The sequence below is a fragment of the Nitrospirota bacterium genome, assembly GCA_016219645.1.
In the GTDB taxonomy this organism is placed as follows: Bacteria; Nitrospirota; Nitrospiria; order Nitrospirales; family Nitrospiraceae; genus Palsa-1315.
The window spans coordinates 199476-214784 of sequence record JACRLR010000016.1 but is presented as its reverse complement, the minus strand read 5'-3'; the positions used below and the strand labels follow the sequence as shown (position 1 = coordinate 214784).

General features: G+C 54.0%; 15 protein-coding genes. 8 read left to right on the top strand and 7 right to left on the bottom strand.

Annotated elements, in window-relative coordinates; genetic code table 11:
- The first annotated feature begins 36 nt into the window (after window positions 1-36).
- The 4 genes from HZB34_05340 to HZB34_05325 all read left to right on the top strand — a co-directional run bounded on the left by HZB34_05340 (window position 37) and on the right by HZB34_05325 (window position 2529).
- Window positions 37-609 (top strand): hypothetical protein, encoded by a 573-nt coding sequence (locus HZB34_05340; protein MBI5315376.1) that lies wholly within the window; start codon window positions 37-39, stop codon window positions 607-609.
- A 226-nt stretch (window positions 610-835) separates the two neighbouring features.
- Entirely contained in the window at window positions 836-1144 is a 309-nt protein-coding gene (locus HZB34_05335; protein ID MBI5315375.1) for a DUF1778 domain-containing protein, read from the top strand.
- On the top strand, window positions 1141-1635 hold the full coding sequence (locus HZB34_05330; protein MBI5315374.1) for a GNAT family N-acetyltransferase: 495 nt from the start codon (window positions 1141-1143) through the stop codon (window positions 1633-1635). The genes HZB34_05335 and HZB34_05330 overlap by 4 nt, the downstream gene beginning before the upstream one ends.
- Before the next feature lie 549 nt (window positions 1636-2184).
- On the top strand, window positions 2185-2529 hold the full coding sequence (locus HZB34_05325) for a P-II family nitrogen regulator (GenBank protein MBI5315373.1): 345 nt from the start codon (window positions 2185-2187) through the stop codon (window positions 2527-2529).
- Window positions 2530-2982: 453 nt separating this feature from the next.
- Here HZB34_05325 and HZB34_05320 read toward each other — a convergent pair whose 3' ends face one another.
- The 7 genes from HZB34_05320 to HZB34_05290 form a co-directional block, all read right to left on the bottom strand.
- Window positions 2983-3327: a DUF86 domain-containing protein gene (locus HZB34_05320; protein ID MBI5315372.1), complete on the bottom strand. Its 345-nt coding sequence runs from the start codon at window positions 3325-3327 to the stop codon at window positions 2983-2985.
- On the bottom strand, window positions 3314-3607 hold the full coding sequence (locus tag HZB34_05315; protein MBI5315371.1) for a nucleotidyltransferase domain-containing protein: 294 nt from the start codon (window positions 3605-3607) through the stop codon (window positions 3314-3316). Before HZB34_05315 ends, HZB34_05320 begins: the two co-directional genes overlap by 14 nt.
- Before the next feature lie 206 nt (window positions 3608-3813).
- On the bottom strand, window positions 3814-4110 hold the full coding sequence (locus HZB34_05310; protein MBI5315370.1) for a type II toxin-antitoxin system RelE/ParE family toxin: 297 nt from the start codon (window positions 4108-4110) through the stop codon (window positions 3814-3816).
- Between the two features lie 8 nt (window positions 4111-4118).
- Entirely contained in the window at window positions 4119-4358 is a 240-nt protein-coding gene (locus tag HZB34_05305; protein ID MBI5315369.1) for an addiction module protein, read from the bottom strand.
- A 549-nt stretch (window positions 4359-4907) separates the two neighbouring features.
- On the bottom strand, window positions 4908-5102 hold the full coding sequence (locus tag HZB34_05300; protein MBI5315368.1) for a DUF2283 domain-containing protein: 195 nt from the start codon (window positions 5100-5102) through the stop codon (window positions 4908-4910).
- Window positions 5099-5356 carry a DUF4258 domain-containing protein gene (locus HZB34_05295; GenBank protein ID MBI5315367.1) on the bottom strand — a complete coding sequence of 86 codons (258 nt, stop codon included), beginning with the start codon at window positions 5354-5356 and terminating at the stop codon, window positions 5099-5101. The genes HZB34_05300 and HZB34_05295 overlap by 4 nt, the downstream gene beginning before the upstream one ends.
- A gap of 265 nt (window positions 5357-5621) precedes the next feature.
- Window positions 5622-5762, bottom strand: a complete 141-nt coding sequence (locus tag HZB34_05290) for a hypothetical protein (protein MBI5315366.1) — start codon at window positions 5760-5762, stop codon at window positions 5622-5624.
- Window positions 5763-6327: 565 nt separating this feature from the next.
- On the opposite strand from HZB34_05290, the gene HZB34_05285 reads away from it, so the two are divergent.
- The 4 genes from HZB34_05285 (at window position 6328) to HZB34_05270 (ending at window position 15263) form a co-directional block, all read left to right on the top strand.
- Window positions 6328-8910, top strand: coding sequence for a S8 family serine peptidase (locus tag HZB34_05285; protein MBI5315365.1), 2583 nt, complete (start codon window positions 6328-6330; stop codon window positions 8908-8910).
- Between the two features lie 71 nt (window positions 8911-8981).
- Window positions 8982-9902 carry a hypothetical protein gene (locus HZB34_05280; GenBank protein ID MBI5315364.1) on the top strand — a complete coding sequence of 307 codons (921 nt, stop codon included), beginning with the start codon at window positions 8982-8984 and terminating at the stop codon, window positions 9900-9902.
- Between the two features lie 211 nt (window positions 9903-10113).
- Entirely contained in the window at window positions 10114-13455 is a 3342-nt protein-coding gene (locus HZB34_05275) for a filamentous hemagglutinin N-terminal domain-containing protein (GenBank protein ID MBI5315363.1), read from the top strand.
- On the top strand, window positions 13452-15263 hold the full coding sequence (locus HZB34_05270; GenBank protein MBI5315362.1) for a ShlB/FhaC/HecB family hemolysin secretion/activation protein: 1812 nt from the start codon (window positions 13452-13454) through the stop codon (window positions 15261-15263). The genes HZB34_05275 and HZB34_05270 overlap by 4 nt, the downstream gene beginning before the upstream one ends.
- Window positions 15264-15309 lie beyond the last annotated feature (46 nt).

Genomic DNA, 15309 nt, shown 5'->3' with positions numbered 1-15309 from the left:
GAACAGAATCGACTGGCATGTAGATTGCGCTTATACGTGGGTGGAGAATGGTCGCCCGACCACACCATTCAGATGTTGATGATGAATATGAATCCCGCCCAGTTCTCCATCAGCGCAGCCCTGGTAGTAGGGTCACTGTTCCTGTCCGGAGTCGGCCATGCGACCCAGGTCCAGAAGGAACAGGACCACGGTTACGTGGTGGCAGCAGAAACTACACCAACTTCTTGCGCTGTGACCGGAAAGGGAAGGACGAGAGCGTTCTGTGAGAACTATAGCCTGCTCAGATCAGGAGCCCTCCCAACTGAGAAATCTCAATACCTGAGCACAGTCATCGTGACGACGGTGATCGCCTTGCTGATGGTCATCACTGTGATGGCGTGGTTGTCTCTCGCCCTGATTGCGATAGCAGCCTGGGCTCGTCGCACCCCGCGCAAGCCGGTGGAACACGCACGCACCACTCTTTCCTTCCCCAGACAGGAGCAACAAAGATCTCTCTGGGCGTTCCGCCCCACTCTGTGGAATACCGTGGGTGTAGGCTGGCCTGGTCTAGCGTGGCTTGTCGGGATCGTCTCGTTGATTTGGTCCATTTGGTTTGTCTGGTTCATCTAGTCTCTCTGCTCTCTCTCGTCTATCTGGTCTATCTGGTCTATTTGGTCTCTCTGGTCTGTCTAGGGGCTTGAGCCGGACAGACGAAACAGGCCAAACAGACCAGAGGAACCATTCATTTGTCTGCTCATTACATAATACAAGGATATTACGTATATATTATGTCATGCCATTGTCTTGACATGGGGCAATAATCGAGCTATCTTGACGGCAAATGCGAGGAAGCAAGATGTCAGCGCGTGCACTTCGTACTGAAAAACTGGATCTTCGGGTGAGCCGCTCAGCCAAACGGACGCTGGAAGCTGCCGCCTCCGTTTCTCATCGTTCGGTGAGCGCGTTTGTCCTGGAAAGTGCCCTGGCCCGCGCAGATGAAACGTTAGCAGACCGCCGCACATTCAGTCTGAACAAAGCTCAATGGACTGAGTTCCTGAATGCACTTGATGCTCCGACTCGCCCTCTCCCTCACTTGCAGCGTCTGTTGACTGAACCTGGGTTCTTTGACGCGGCCCCTCTCCCCACTACCACAGAAGAGCGTTGACTCGAAAGATCGAAAAGCTTCAGCGAGATCACGCCGTAGAAGCATTCGACTGTGGCAATAAAGATCTGAATCGCTTTCTGCAACAATACGCATTGCTCAATCAAAATAATGGCGCATCACAAACCTACGTGGGGTTAGCCGATCAAGCCATTATAGGCTATTACTCCCTTGCGGTAGGATCGGTAGCGTATGAAAAGGCACCAGAACGAGTGATCAAAGGACTCGCGCATCACTCCATTCCCATCATGCTACTTGCTCGACTCGCCGTAGACTACCATTGGCAGAAACAAGGGATCGGGGCTGCGCTTCTGAAAGATGCCATGCTACGGACACTTCAAGCCGCCGACATTGCAGGAATTCGTGCCTTCGTGGTTCACGCGAAAGACGATAGAGCCAAAGGATTCTATGAGCGCTTCGATTTCCTGCCTTCACCAAGTGATCCCTTGCATCTCTTCATCCTTCTCAAAGACGTTCGAAAAATAGCCTCCTAGCCCCCATGCTTCATGACGATTCGTCGCGAAAGCACCCGAACTCACGTTCCTCGTGAAGCGTCTATCTGGTTCATCTGGTCTCTCTGGTTGGCCTGGTTCAACCAAACAAGATAGACCAAACAGACGAGATAGACCACACAGACCGTAGAGTCTCTGAATCCAATTGGATGTCGCGAGAATCACAATTGATTCTGTTGAAATATCGCTAGTGATGTCCTCTACCTTCATATTTCCATTCTGCCTCGTGAAAACCTGGGTATTTATACGGTTATCACAAAAACTCATTCGAAGCCGGCTACGAATTCTGCAGGCACAGCATTTGCTGTTATGCCTCATCAGGAGGCGATCAGGCGAGGACCGATACAAGAGATTCAAAAAGTGATCGCCTAAGCTCTACGATGTGGTTGCGCCTGGTTCATCTAAAAGTGGTTCAAGCCATGGAGAGAAATGGACCAGGCCACCCTGTACTAACACCATCACTCGGCGATCCCAACGACGCTGCAGGATCAACGTCCTCGGGTAAGCCATATCTAACCGGGAGGTATCGCGATGAAGATGATTGAAGCCATCATGCAGCCGTTCAAAATGGGTGACGTCAAGCAGGCCTTGGTGAAACTGGGTGTGGAAGGCATGACGGTCACGGACGTCCAAGGATACGGACACCAGAAGCCGGGTCGGGAAACCTATAAGGGCATCGAGTATACCGCCACCTTTGTGCCCAAGATGAAAATCGAATTAGTCGTCGAGGATCATCTGGTACAGGATGTGGTCGACACCATTACGCGCTACGCGAAGACCGACGGCCCTGGGGACGGACGGATCTTTGTGATGGATCTCGTCGCGGCGGTGCGGATCAAGACCGGCCCGATGTTCGAACCAACGCTGGCAGGGTGATGCGGACAACAGATCGCTAGCGGGATTTCCAGGAGTTCGACGAGCCCTGGGGACCGGCGCAGGAAGAAGGGCGCCAGTCCCCAGCGGGACGTTCATGAGTAGAAGAAGGGGACATTCTGAATTCTTGATATCGCCAGACTATCGTCTGACAGAAGAAAACCAGAATGGCCCCTTAATTCCTCGCGCGATTTTCAAAAAATCCCCCAGATCATCGTTCGCCACGTTTCTCCTGTCTAGCAGGCTGCAGACAACCCGGTCTGTCTGGCCTATTTGGTCTATCTCGTTTGTTTGGTTTATTTGGTTTGTTTCGTTGATTTGGTTCATCCGGTTAGTTTCGTTCAGAAAGATACCAGCTCGCTGAAACACATCAAACGGTCTGGTGTGTGGCATTGGTTTTTTGCCTGATGCGGACAAGGCGGGCTTTATCCGCCCTGTTTCTGCGGCAAGAGGATTTCAGATGCTTTCGGATGGAAGGACTTTCTTCAGTTCTTCGATCAGGGGTTGAAGCTCCTGTGTCACGGACTCCCATACGATATCCTCATCTACATTCATGTAATCGTGCACAATCTTGCTCCGCATGCCAGCAATGGCATCCCACGGAATTTCCGGGTGCCTTTCGCGGAACTGCAAAGGCACGCGGCGAGCAGCTTCGCCGATCACCTGAATGAGATGAGTGAGCGCTAAGCGGAGGGCGGTGTCACGATCGTAATCGTGACGGGTCTTTCCACGAACCAACGAGAGCGCGTCGTGAGCCTTATCCAGCATATGGCCGACATAGACAAATTCATCCTTCGGCATACTGAATCTCGGCATCGGCCAGTACCCGATTCCGCATCCTGCGGTTCAGAAACTTCTCCGTAACCAGATCAACTTTTCGGCCGCCTAATAGGAGAGAAAGTTCCTTCTCCATCTTCATCAAGCCAATGAAGCCCGGTCCACGGCCCGGCTCAAACTCCACCAACACATCAACATCACTGTCCGACCGGTAATCCTCGCGGAGCACTGAACCAAACAGTGATAGTTTCCGAATGTGATGATGACGGCAGAATTCCCCTATTTTCTCTTGGGAAATACCGATGCGAGCCTTGCTGATCATAGACACTACCTGCTCCATTCCTCTTCGATGGCCTTGGTCATCAGCTGCAGCAGTTCTTCTTGAAGCTTCGGGCTCATCGTCGCATGCTCCGTTCAGCAGGATTATCCTATGCATCCTAGCCTGGGTCAAGAAACGCTAAAAGCGAGACAGGCGAGGCAGTCTGAAGGCTGAATTCACCGTTTCTCCCTCTAATTTCGACTTTTCCACATCTCCGGATGTCGATGCAGATGCAGAACAGCCAGCACGTTGATACTCGCTTCTTCTGCATGGAAGTACACGCCATAGGGAAAGTGACGGAGCAACGCAGGGTGCACCTCATCGTCCACGCGTGGGAACTGTCGGGGATTGGCTACGATACGAAGAAACAACTGGTCAAGCTCATTGAGGAACCTCGCTCCTAAGCCAGACTGCTGGTCTTCGTACCACACGGTGGCTGCTTGGATGTCGAGGTCAGACTGGGGCTGAACGACAAGCCGCCGTGCCATCTGTCAGATCAACGATCTCGCAATTTGCGCTCGATGTCTGTGCGGACATCGGTCCAGAGTCGGCCAGCGCTGGGGTTCGCATGGTACGCCGCCAAGCGCTCGCGAATGATTTGCCGGTGCCACTCGGGCACGGGAACTTGCTCAGAGGTCGACGCGATTCGATCCCAGAGCGATTGTACGAAATCGATCTGTTCGTCGACCGAGAGATCGTCGAACCCTGGAGGAGGAGTGGGGACTATCTTGGACATGGAGAGACCTCCTACGATCGGGAGTATATCCCAAACCGAAGGTCAAGAAAAGCGGACAAGTCTGGCCGCGCATGGATGAAGCGAGAACAGCTTTCTGAACGCGTCAAACCGCGAGGTGCAAAGTCAATGACCCCACTGGATTCCCCCATCTGGTTTGTTCGGTCTGTCTGGTCTATTCGGTCTGTCTCGTCGTGGGCCAGGACCAGAAAGACTAGAAAGACCAGATGGACCGGACAGACCAAATGAACCAAACAAACGAGATGAACCTGCTAATGGTCTCCAGGAGAATCCAATTGGATTCTCCTGGAATCAGAATGGATTCACCGGAGATAGTCCGGGTCATCTCCTCTGCCGTTGTGTTTCCCTTTGACCTCGTGAAAACCTGGCGATTGTAAACGCAATCACGGAAATTTTCCCAAATCCGTCTAGAGAACTAGCTGGCACATGGATTGCGCTCTGCCTTGTCAGAAGGCCCATTTGGTTGATTTGGTTCATCTGGTTAGTTTCGGTTCGGAGAAGCTTTCTGACACTGTTTTCATCGATGACCCCTTATGCCACGGCATATTCCAACGCGCGCGGATTTTCCATGCGCTTCGAGGCATTCAAGATCTCGATCCCGACGATGTTGCCATCCTTGTCATAGTCGAGGATGACTCCGGGTTTATCCTCATCGCTTTCCTCAACCGGAGCGCCACTCAGTTGAATAGTAAGCACATCCACTTCCTGGTCGTATTTTACCTTCATGGCTTCCTCCAGTACTTGGCGATCTTGTTGGTACGATAGGCTGTGACCACAACAGGTGGATCAACGCTATCGTTCACCATGACTCGCAGGAGATACTGCTTCCCACCGATATCCACTCGCGACTGGAAGCACGTAATGCCTTCCACTTCAGGCACCTTCTGTTCCGGCGTTTGCAACAGCTTATCGACAAGCATTCGTGCAATCTTACGCGCTTCCAGCTCCTCCTGCACGTGCTTAGAGAAATGGAACCTCACCCCCGCTTTCCTCTCTCGGTCGCGTCCAAATGCAGCACGTGACGCCCGCAGGCTTGGCAGGACGACCCAGCCTTCGCCCGCATCGCAAGGAGCCTCAGTAAGAAAGATACCTGAGGCCTATATTAAAGGATATGGAAGGGTGAAGGGAAGCCAGTGAGACGGGCTCTGGGCCAGTCACCATCTGAATCCAATTGGATTCTACGAGAATCCAATTGGATTCAGCTGAGAGAGCGCGGGCTCATGTTCCGTCCCTTCGTATTTGCCTTCAGCCTCGTAAAAACCCGCCAATATTGACGGCAATCACGAAAACGCTTTCGAAGCCGGCACCAGACTCCCCTGGCACATCGATTGCGCTCTGCATCGCCAGGAGACCTGGCTGGTTCATCTGGTCTGTCTGGTCTGACACGTCTGTCTGGTCTATTCGGTCTGTCTCGTCTGTCCGGTCTGGTTGAGTTGCGACCAGATAGACCAGAAAGACCAGACAGACTAGATAGACCAGCTCGGCCCCTCAAACGGGTCTATTGCTAAAAATGGTGAAACAGTTTACTCGGTATCACCTACTATCTGTCCATCACACGCGTTCGCAGTCAGGACTAACGTCGTTTGCGGAATACGTTTCACGCTTCTCGCTTCACGGAGACCGGGAACGACGCAGATGGAGCCGGCCATGAATGGCATCTCAGGCTTCCAAGATGTGCGATCTGCCCCCTCCCGATCATCAACAAATCGGTTCCTGCACGAGCAAGGGTATCGATCTGGACAGGTGCCTGGTGCCATCTCCACACTCACAATCACATTGCTCTCTCCACAAACATCAGCACAAAGAGAGAAACGATTCCTGACACCGTTTCTCTCTCACGATCCATCGCACGCTTCACGGCAATCAGCTCAAAGCAGATAACGGTTCAGGACAGCTTTTTCAGATTTGGGTTATTTACGCCTCACAGGCGAGTGAGTTGAAGAAGGTGGAAATGACAGCTGGCCGCAAGCTTAGAATTAACCCCACCCCAGGCGTCTCTCAGAAGACCGTATTCCCTACTCGTCCTGTTATGAGCACTCGTCGCCAGTTTCTCAGATTGAGTCTTTCCACTGTTGCCGCTCTGCTACTCCTCAAGCAAACAGCGAGCGGTCAGCCCACAATTCCAGCACCTTGTGACCTCACCCCACATTCAGACATCGGACTTTCCCCAAATGCGTTCCCTGATACCCTCGAACGAAAACCTGGCGTCGAATTACGGCTGGACCCCACAAGACTTCTATTAGGGCTAAAGAGTGCTCAAGCACGTGAGAGAATCCTGAATTTTTTCCGTGATTTTCAGTCGGACATCCTACCGGAAGGAATTCATGGTCACGGCAATTTTAACGTGGCCGAAGCGACCGTTGGGAAACGCAGAGTCAACCATACTGCGACGCGAATGTGGATAACCTCAACCGGAAAGCCTGCACTTGTTTCTCCAGGATTTGCTACCCTCTTGAACAGATTTGGATCGGATTTGGAATGGATAGGTCCCGTTTACCGGGTCGGTGATAACACCGATGATAGGGGATTAGTCTGTCCTCTTCCCAATGTGTTGTTGATTAGATTCGCTCCCTCCCTTTCTAAAGAAGAAGAAGGCGAACTCATCAAGCGCTTGGAACGCATGGGGCTCAGAGAGAATCGTGAAAAGTCCGAATATCTCAATCTGTATCGCTACTTCATCATGGTGAACCCTTTGCAGCCTGTATACCACATAGCGGACCACATCAAAAAGTGCGAACAGCGGTACATCAGAGCTACGCGCTTTGAGAATATGCCTTTGATCTCAAACCTGGCATATATGCCAAACGATCCTGAATATGCTATACGCGCGTTTCGGAACTCAAACCCTGATGGCCAATGGAATATGGTCGCCATCAAAGCCGGAAGCCGAAAATATTGGGCGCCTCCCGTTGTTGCCTCAGAGCACAATCCCAATTCTCCTATCCCTCCTTACACCGGGTGGGATATTTCAACCGGCTCAAGTTCGGTAGCGGTCTGGTTAATCGACCCCGATATGTGCGATCTCCATCATCCAGATCTTGCAGGACAATTCTTGACTCAAGGTATCGACCTCTCCACTATGGGAACCCCTGATTACCAAAACTTTGCTCCTGCCACCATGCAGCATGCGACACGAGTGGCGGGCATCCTAGCCGCAGGCCTCAATAACCAAGATGCAACGGGCCGTCATTACATAGGCATTGCCGGCTTAGCAGGAGCCTGCCGCCTAGTCCCGCTTGTTATCCCGGACCAAACTGACGTCGAGTTGGCTCTTGCGCTGAACTATGCCGCAGAAAACTGGGAGCGGCCCGATCCGGGATCTTCGGGAACAACTGCCACCGCCCGAGTGGTGTGCCTCTCTTGGGGAGTTGAGGAAGAAGATGAAAACATAATCGACCGAGAACAAGTAGATTTAGCCCTCTGTAAATGTGCTACAGAGGGGCTCATCATCTGTGCAGCCTCCATGAACAGCGGGGTCGAAGGAGTCGCCTATCCAGCACGTCACCCAGACGTGATAGCTTGTGGAGCTTCCTTAAAGCCTGATACGGCAGGCATCGAGAAGCGCCGAAACGGATCTCCTGGTGGATCAAACCATGGGCCCGAGCTCTCGGTAGTAGCTCCCGGGGTAGAGATTCGTACGACAAATAGTGCCTATAACGGTAACGGCAATCGTGTCCTCGGGAGAGATTTATATGTCAACTTCGGCCAGACCTCTGCTGCCACGGCACATGTCGCCGGCCTCGCCGCGCTATTGCTCAGCGTCAATCCCGGATTGACCAACCGCCAAGCGCGAAAGATCATCGAACGGACTGCGGACAAGATCAACGACCAGTCAAGTGGGGGAACGTACACGTATCTCATTTCCACACATCCTAATGGATCATGGCACAACGAAGTCGGCTATGGTCGTATCAACGTTCTCAGGGCTCTAGAGATGGCCTCCAACCCCTGCGTTCCAACGGACATGGGGTTCGTGGAGGCCAATGTCGGCGGCGTTCGACTTTCTGGACCAAGCCCCCTCAATATTGAAGGAGTTTACGGCCCGATTACCATTGCACCGGCGCACGCAAGTAACGGAAGCGCCAGAATCGAATTAGTGTATTATGCCGATGGTATTGTTGAACTAGCCCTGGTCAATGCACTCATACAAACGAAGCAGCGGGTCGATAACTTCCGGATCACATTTTGTGGCCAGTTTGAGGCGGCAGAGGAAATTGTCAAATTTCGTATCACTGGAGGCGGAAATATGTCCGGGCGTCCTGGGGTCCGGTACCCCCACTTTTTTATACGGGTCCAGGGCCGTGTTAGTGACTCGTCCACCTTCTGGGAGGAGATCGCCACAACCAGCTCTAGTTTTCCCCATTTCTCCCGTAACCTTGGTCTGAACCCCCTTCTGCCGGTCTTCAATCTGAGTGAGACCGGTTTCCTCCGGTTAAAAGGAAGGCTCCACACTTTGAAAGCAGACATCCTTGTCAGCATGGTATTTCGAAATAGCACGCTGGAATTGGACGAATGCGGAATTCGCAAACTCTAAACCAAACTCTAAACCACATCCAGAGGAGATCATCGGGAATTTAAGGCACCAGTTAAACCAGGAGGGTACAAATGAGTATGATAAGAGTCATTGGAGTCTGTCTTTCCTTACTTCTAACCTCTGGATTCCTGTCCGCGGCATGGGCTACCCACGACGATATCCATGTAAAAATGCAGAACACCGTCCAAAATTGTCCTGGAGGAGCGGGCGCTTGCAAAACCGAGTTCATCTTGAGTAATTCCAGTTGTACGCCAACAGCCTCCAATGCCTGCCCGAAGACCCATACCGTCGGCAACGACCAAATCATCATCAAGGTGAAGGACTATACATACGGTCATGCCAAAGTGAAAGCCACGGATAGTACTAATGATACCTTGGCGCTTCAAAATGCCATCATTGTTCCGCAGACCACCGTATTCGATTATCATCTGGAGTTTTGGCGTTCATACCATAAACCCCCTACACCGACGGCTGGCACTCCCAAGAAATTCAAAACGACGGCAAATGGAACGCTCACACGACCAGGTAATTACTGTACTGGCACAACCACGTCTGCTGGCGGAGACACAATAAAGTTCAGTGGGTTCGTGAATGCTAATGAGGTCGGCACTCAACAGAGTCACAATGGAGGCACCAACGATTGTGCGACTGTAAATATTTCTGAAACGACCGAGGAGACCTATGCCAGCCTCCCAGATCCTCGTGATATGAAAGCCGATCTATGGTTTACGATGCAGGCCAATGACGAACTCATGTTCACGGCATCTGCAGGATATAAGGTCTTCAGCACCTCAACTGGTGGTGATGAGGATCCGCCGTGCAATGAGTTCTGCATGGAGATCTTAGGAGCCCTTGCTGAAGCCGTTAAGTGGGAAAAAGTTCCTTCTGATTCTATATTAAAGCTCCCGAAGGACTCGCAGGACGTTATTAAGGAACTCGAACTCCGTGTGAAAGAGGCAAGCGAGCGGAGCCACGATAAAAATCCGAAGTGATGGGGGTGATGAGCCTGCATTCCTGTCGTTGCGGCAGATCGGGCCCGCCATGTTGCTGACCCAAGCGTTCAGGGTGGACGAACCACAGGTTGTCAATCATGACCCCTTGCACTGGGGACCAATGCCGGTTTGCTCCCCTTGATGCGTCGGATCACATAGCACGGAACGCATATTCAGGCCCTCCAAGGCCAAACAGCAGGGAGGATGCCTCATGGGATTACTGCTCATGCTTCTTAGACTTTCGTGCGTTGCACAGGGCTTCCCTTCTTTCCGCACGGTAACCCTCGCGTTCCTGATACTCTTTGTTTCCAGCCTTGCACGCGCCCAAGTTGCTCCCATCACCCCGTCCGGCATGCATACCCAAGTCAGCGATCCTATCGCAGTGGGAGCCCTTACTCAGTACGACATCACCGGAGGCACCAGACCAGGCGGGGGAGTGAATCTGTTTCATAGCTTTGGAGATTTCAATGTCCCTACTAACAACATTGCCAACTTCCTCAATACAGGATCGGTTGATCTGAACGGTACCCTGCTCCCTCAAAACTTGCCGACCGACAACATTTTCGGCCGCGTGACCGAGCAGCAGAATCCGTCGATTATTTTTGGAATGATTCAGACCAACGGGCCAGGCGGATTCGATCATGCCAATCTTTTTCTTATGAATCCCCACGGCTTTCTATTCGGGCCTAATGCCACGGTGAATGTCGGGGGAATGGTGGCCTTCACCACAACGGATTATCTCCGGCTCACCGATGGTGCGCGATTCAACGCGGTTCCCGACATTATTGCCGATGCTCTATTGACTGCCTCACCCGTCGCTGCATTTGGATTTTTAGGCACAAACCCGCAAGCGATCCGTGTCGAAGGCAGCAGGTTAACATTGGCAACCGGAACAGGAATCTCACTGCTGGGAGGCAACATCACGGTTGGCATGGATATGGATTCTGTGCCAGGCACCCCGGCTTCCATCTCCGCACCGGGTGGTCAGATCAATCTTGTCAGTACAGCTTCACCGGGAGAGGTGCTACTGGAAACCTTCGCTCCCTCTCCGAACATCAACGGTCAGACCTTTACTACTCTAGGCACGGTGATCCTCAACCAAGAATCCAGCATAGATGTGAGCGGCGATGGCGCTGGCACGATACATATTCGAGGGGGACAATTTATCTTGGACGGGAGTTCTCTAGTGGCAAGGACAACTGGAGACACTGCTGGGGCTTCGACCGCATTTGAGTTAGTGGCTGATAATGCCATCCTTAGCAATGGAGCACAGATCGTAACCGCCTCGATAGAGGCAGGTGCCGCAGGAGCTATTCAATTGTCAGTTCGGGATACAGTCCAGATCTCAGGGGTCGACAGCACTCTTAGACCCAGTAGCATTTCTAGCACCAGCGGATCAGGGGGACACGGCGGCGACATACTCGTGGAATCCTCGAGAGTTACCCTCATTGAAGGTGGGCAAATTTCGAGTCTAGGGTTCGCGGAAGGGGTTGGAGGCAACGTTACGGTCAACGCCGATACCGTCCTTGTGGCTGGCATCAGCGTCGGAGGCGCGCCTAGCAGTATACAGACCCAGACCTTATCCGCCGCAGGCGGGACAGTAAGCGTAAACGCCTCTTCCGTAATGGTCGATACCCTCGGTCTGATCCAGACTCTCACCAACGACAGCGGTAGTGCCGGAGACCTGACCGTGACAGCGACGGACATGGTAGCCATAACAGGAGGCGGGGCCATACAGACTATCAGCGGCAGTTCTGGCGCCAGCGGGTCCGTATCCGTGAGCGCAGGTAACACCGTATCAATATCGGGCGCCTTCGAGGACGGCAGTCTCAGCCGTATCGAAAACAACAGTGCCGGAGACGGGGCGGTTGGAAGCGTGTTCGTCGGCGCGCGGAATATCGCGGTAACGGACGGCGGAAGAATTCGTGCGCTGAGCGCAGTCCAGAACGGACCAATGATGGTCATTTCGGCTCCGCAAGGGACAGTACTCGTCTCAAGAGGTGGTGCAATATCCAATACTATCGACGGGGTTCTTGAGCCCGGAACGTTGTCCGTAACAGCTGGTGCAATTAACGTCACAGATTTTGGCATTATCAGGACTTCCACTGTCGGAGACGGCAACGCAGGCTCACTAAGCATAACCGCAGACCGCATCACTCTATCAACGGGAGGACAGCTGAATAGTTCTTCTGACGGAGGGGGGGTGGGCCGTGGCGGGGATATAGACATGACTATAACCGACACATTGTCAATCAGCGGGGCAAGGATCAATGAGTTTGGCTCCACAGTACCGAGCGGAATTGTATCGAAAACGATCAGCATCGGTGACGCGGGAATAGTTTCAGTCACAGCGCCACATATCGAAGTCGCAGGAGGGGGTATTATCTCCACGTCGACCGAATCAACAGGAGCTGCTGGAAGCATTACACTCAAAGTGAACGATCTGAATTTGAAATCTGGAAGCCAATTAACCAGCACCAGCGCAATAGGCGAAGTAGGGAGAGAGTTAGGACTTGAGGCTACCGGCAATGCCGGCACCGTCACAATACAAGGTCAGGAAAGCTCGGCCCAATCAGTCCTGATCGACGGGGCCGGCACCGGCGTCTTCACCGACACACAGGGCACGGGCGCCGGAGGAAATATTTTCGTGAACGCCAACACCGTCACACTCCAGAATGGCGGGACGCTCTCGGCCAAGACTTCTGGTACCGAGGTCACCGCCACCGGCGGGACAATCACGGTGGACGTGGCGAATACGGTCAGCATGTCCAGCGGCGCGTCCGTCTCCGCGAGCAGCACCGGCCCTGGCAACACCGGCAACATCCAGATCGATGCCGGCAACCAGTTCGCCATGACCAATAGCTCGGTGACGACCGAGGCCAACCAGGCGAGCGGCGGCGCCATTAAGATTACGACCGATCCCGGCGGCACCGTCCAACTCATGAATAGCACGATCAGTGCGTCGGTCCTCGACGGTACCGGCGGGGGTGGCAGCGTAGACATCGATCCACAATATGTCATTCTGCTGAACAGCCAGATCCTGGCCAACGCGTTCCAGGGACCGGGCGGGAATATCTCCATCACGACCAATTTCATCCTGCCGGACGCCAACAGTGTGATCTCGGCCTCCTCGCAATTCGGCGTAAATGGCACCATCACGATTCAATCGCCGAACGCTCCAGTCAGCGGCCAGATTCAGCCGCTGGGGAAAACACCGCTGATCGCGACGTCGCTGATGAATCAACATTGCGCTGCGGTGGCTGGCGGGCAGTTCAGCAGCTTTACCGTGGCGGGACGGGATAGTCTGCCCACCGAACCGGGCAGTTGGCTCGCGAGTCCGCTGGCAATGTTGGGCACAGGCACAGGGGAAAGTCTATCTGGTCTGTCTAGTCTGTCTGGTGAAGTCCGAGGAGGGTTGGCTGCGCACCAAATAGACCAGATAGACAAGACAGACCAGACAGACCAACCCCTGTTGTCGTTGCGTCAAATCGCGCCGGCCGGGTTCCTGACTCAGGCCTTTGCCGTAGAGCGCTCCGCGGGTTGTCGATCATGACCTATCGCGCTGGGGAACCGGCGCCCGCCCGCTCCATTCGGATCGTGAGACATCTTTTCTTCTGCATCGGTCTCGCCATGGTCATGCTGTTGGCATCTACTTCAGCCTTCGCACAGACGCCGTCATCGACGCTCGAACCGACGGGACGCTACGGCGAACCGCCCGGCCCCCTGAAGGAAGAATTTGTGCGGCCCAAACCGCCGCCGAGTCCCGTACTGCCCATCGTCCCGCCTCCGCCTGAAACCGGGGTGCCGATACAGCCAGGCAAACTACAAGTATTTGTCCGTGACGTACAGGTGACCGGCAACACCGTGTTTTCGGATGCCGAGATCGCCGAAGCGACGGCCCCGTATAAGAACCGGACGTTACAGACCGAGGATCTCGAACGGCTCCGGTTGACCCTAACGCTCCTCTATGTCAACAAGGGTTACCTGACCTCCGGCGCGATCATCCCGGACCAGGACGTCGTCTCCGGTGTCATCACGGTGCAGATCATTGAAGGAAAGTTGACGAGGATCGATGTGGAAGGCAACCGCTGGTTCCGATCGTCTTACCTGCGCGACCGCCTCTCACTCGGCGTTCGCACACCGGTGACGCTCGCCCCGCTACAAGAACAGCTGCAAATCTTGCAGCAGGATCGCCGGATCGAGCGCATCAACGCGGAACTGCGGCCGGGTGATCAGCGAGGCGACAGTCTGTTGAACGTGCGCGTGGCGGACAAGCAACCGTTTCACGCCTCGATGGAGGTCAACAACTACCTGACGCCGCTGGTCGGAGAAATCCGCGGTACCGGCAGGCTGGTCGACAACAACCTGACAGGCCGCGGGGACCCCCTCATTCTCAGCTACGGCCAGTCTAGCGGCGCCTATCCGATTGTAGATGCCTCCTACGCCCTTCCCTTCAACCGGTTCGGCACGACCTTTTCGCCATACTACCGGCGCGCCGGCTTCCGCCTGATCGAGCAGCCCTTCAGTCCACTGAACATCAAGACCAACTCGGAGATCATCGGCATGAGCCTCCGCCACCCGATTTATAAGACCGTGACCGATGAGGTCGCCCTCTCGATCATCGGGGAACATCTCTTTACCCAAAGCTTTCTCTTCAACGGCACCCCCGATGAGGTGACGTTGAATGTGTTCCCCGGTTATCAGAACGGCGTGGCAACCGTCTCCGCGCTCCGCTTCGCCCAGGACTGGACCCATCGCACCATCGACACGGTGCTGGCCGTCCGCTCGCGATTCAACGTGGGCATAAACGTCCTTGGCGCGACCATCAATGCGGACCCCGACACGCCGGACAGCCAGTTCTTCTCCTGGTTGGGTCAGGTGCAGGGGATCAAGCAGTTCGGTGAAAATTTGCTCGGCATGCAGCTCCTTGGTCACATGGATTTGCAACTCACGAACTCGCCCCTGTTCCCGGTTGAACAGGTGGCGATGGGGGGCCGGTATACGGTGCGCGGCTATCGCGAGGTGACCATCCTGCGCGACAACTCGTTCATCGCCTCGGTCGAGCCGCGCTTCCCGTTATTCCGCTGGGCGAACGGGCAACCGATGTTCCAGCTCGCGCCCTTTGTGGACGTCGCGCATGGCTGGAACAAGGGCGCCAACCGTATTTCCGCAACGGCGCCGATCACCACCTTTCCCGACACCCTCGCCAGCATCGGCGTCGGTCTCCGCTGGAATATCCTGCCGGACGACAGGGCCAGTTTCGAAGTCTATTGGGGGCAGCAGCTGAACCACGTGCCGAAGATCAGCAACACGATCCAGGATAATGGAGTGCATCTGGGATTTGTGGTCAATCTCTTCTGAGAAGACCGTTTGTTTGGTTTGTTTCGTTTATTTGGTTTGTTTGGTT

Coding starts and splice junctions, on each gene's coding strand:
- HZB34_05310 (MBI5315370.1), bottom strand. CDS start 4,110: ATGGCACGGCGGCTTGTCGTTCAGCCCCAGTCTGACCTCGACATCCAA.
- HZB34_05280 (MBI5315364.1), top strand. CDS start 8,982: ATGAGTATGATAAGAGTCATTGGAGTCTGTCTTTCCTTACTTCTAACC.
- HZB34_05325 (MBI5315373.1), top strand. CDS start 2,185: ATGAAGATGATTGAAGCCATCATGCAGCCGTTCAAAATGGGTGACGTC.
- HZB34_05320 (MBI5315372.1), bottom strand. CDS start 3,327: ATGCCGAAGGATGAATTTGTCTATGTCGGCCATATGCTGGATAAGGCT.
- HZB34_05300 (MBI5315368.1), bottom strand. CDS start 5,102: ATGAAGGTAAAATACGACCAGGAAGTGGATGTGCTTACTATTCAACTG.
- HZB34_05305 (MBI5315369.1), bottom strand. CDS start 4,358: ATGTCCAAGATAGTCCCCACTCCTCCTCCAGGGTTCGACGATCTCTCG.
- HZB34_05335 (MBI5315375.1), top strand. CDS start 836: ATGTCAGCGCGTGCACTTCGTACTGAAAAACTGGATCTTCGGGTGAGC.
- HZB34_05270 (MBI5315362.1), top strand. CDS start 13,452: ATGACCTATCGCGCTGGGGAACCGGCGCCCGCCCGCTCCATTCGGATC.
- HZB34_05275 (MBI5315363.1), top strand. CDS start 10,114: ATGGGATTACTGCTCATGCTTCTTAGACTTTCGTGCGTTGCACAGGGC.
- HZB34_05285 (MBI5315365.1), top strand. CDS start 6,328: ATGACAGCTGGCCGCAAGCTTAGAATTAACCCCACCCCAGGCGTCTCT.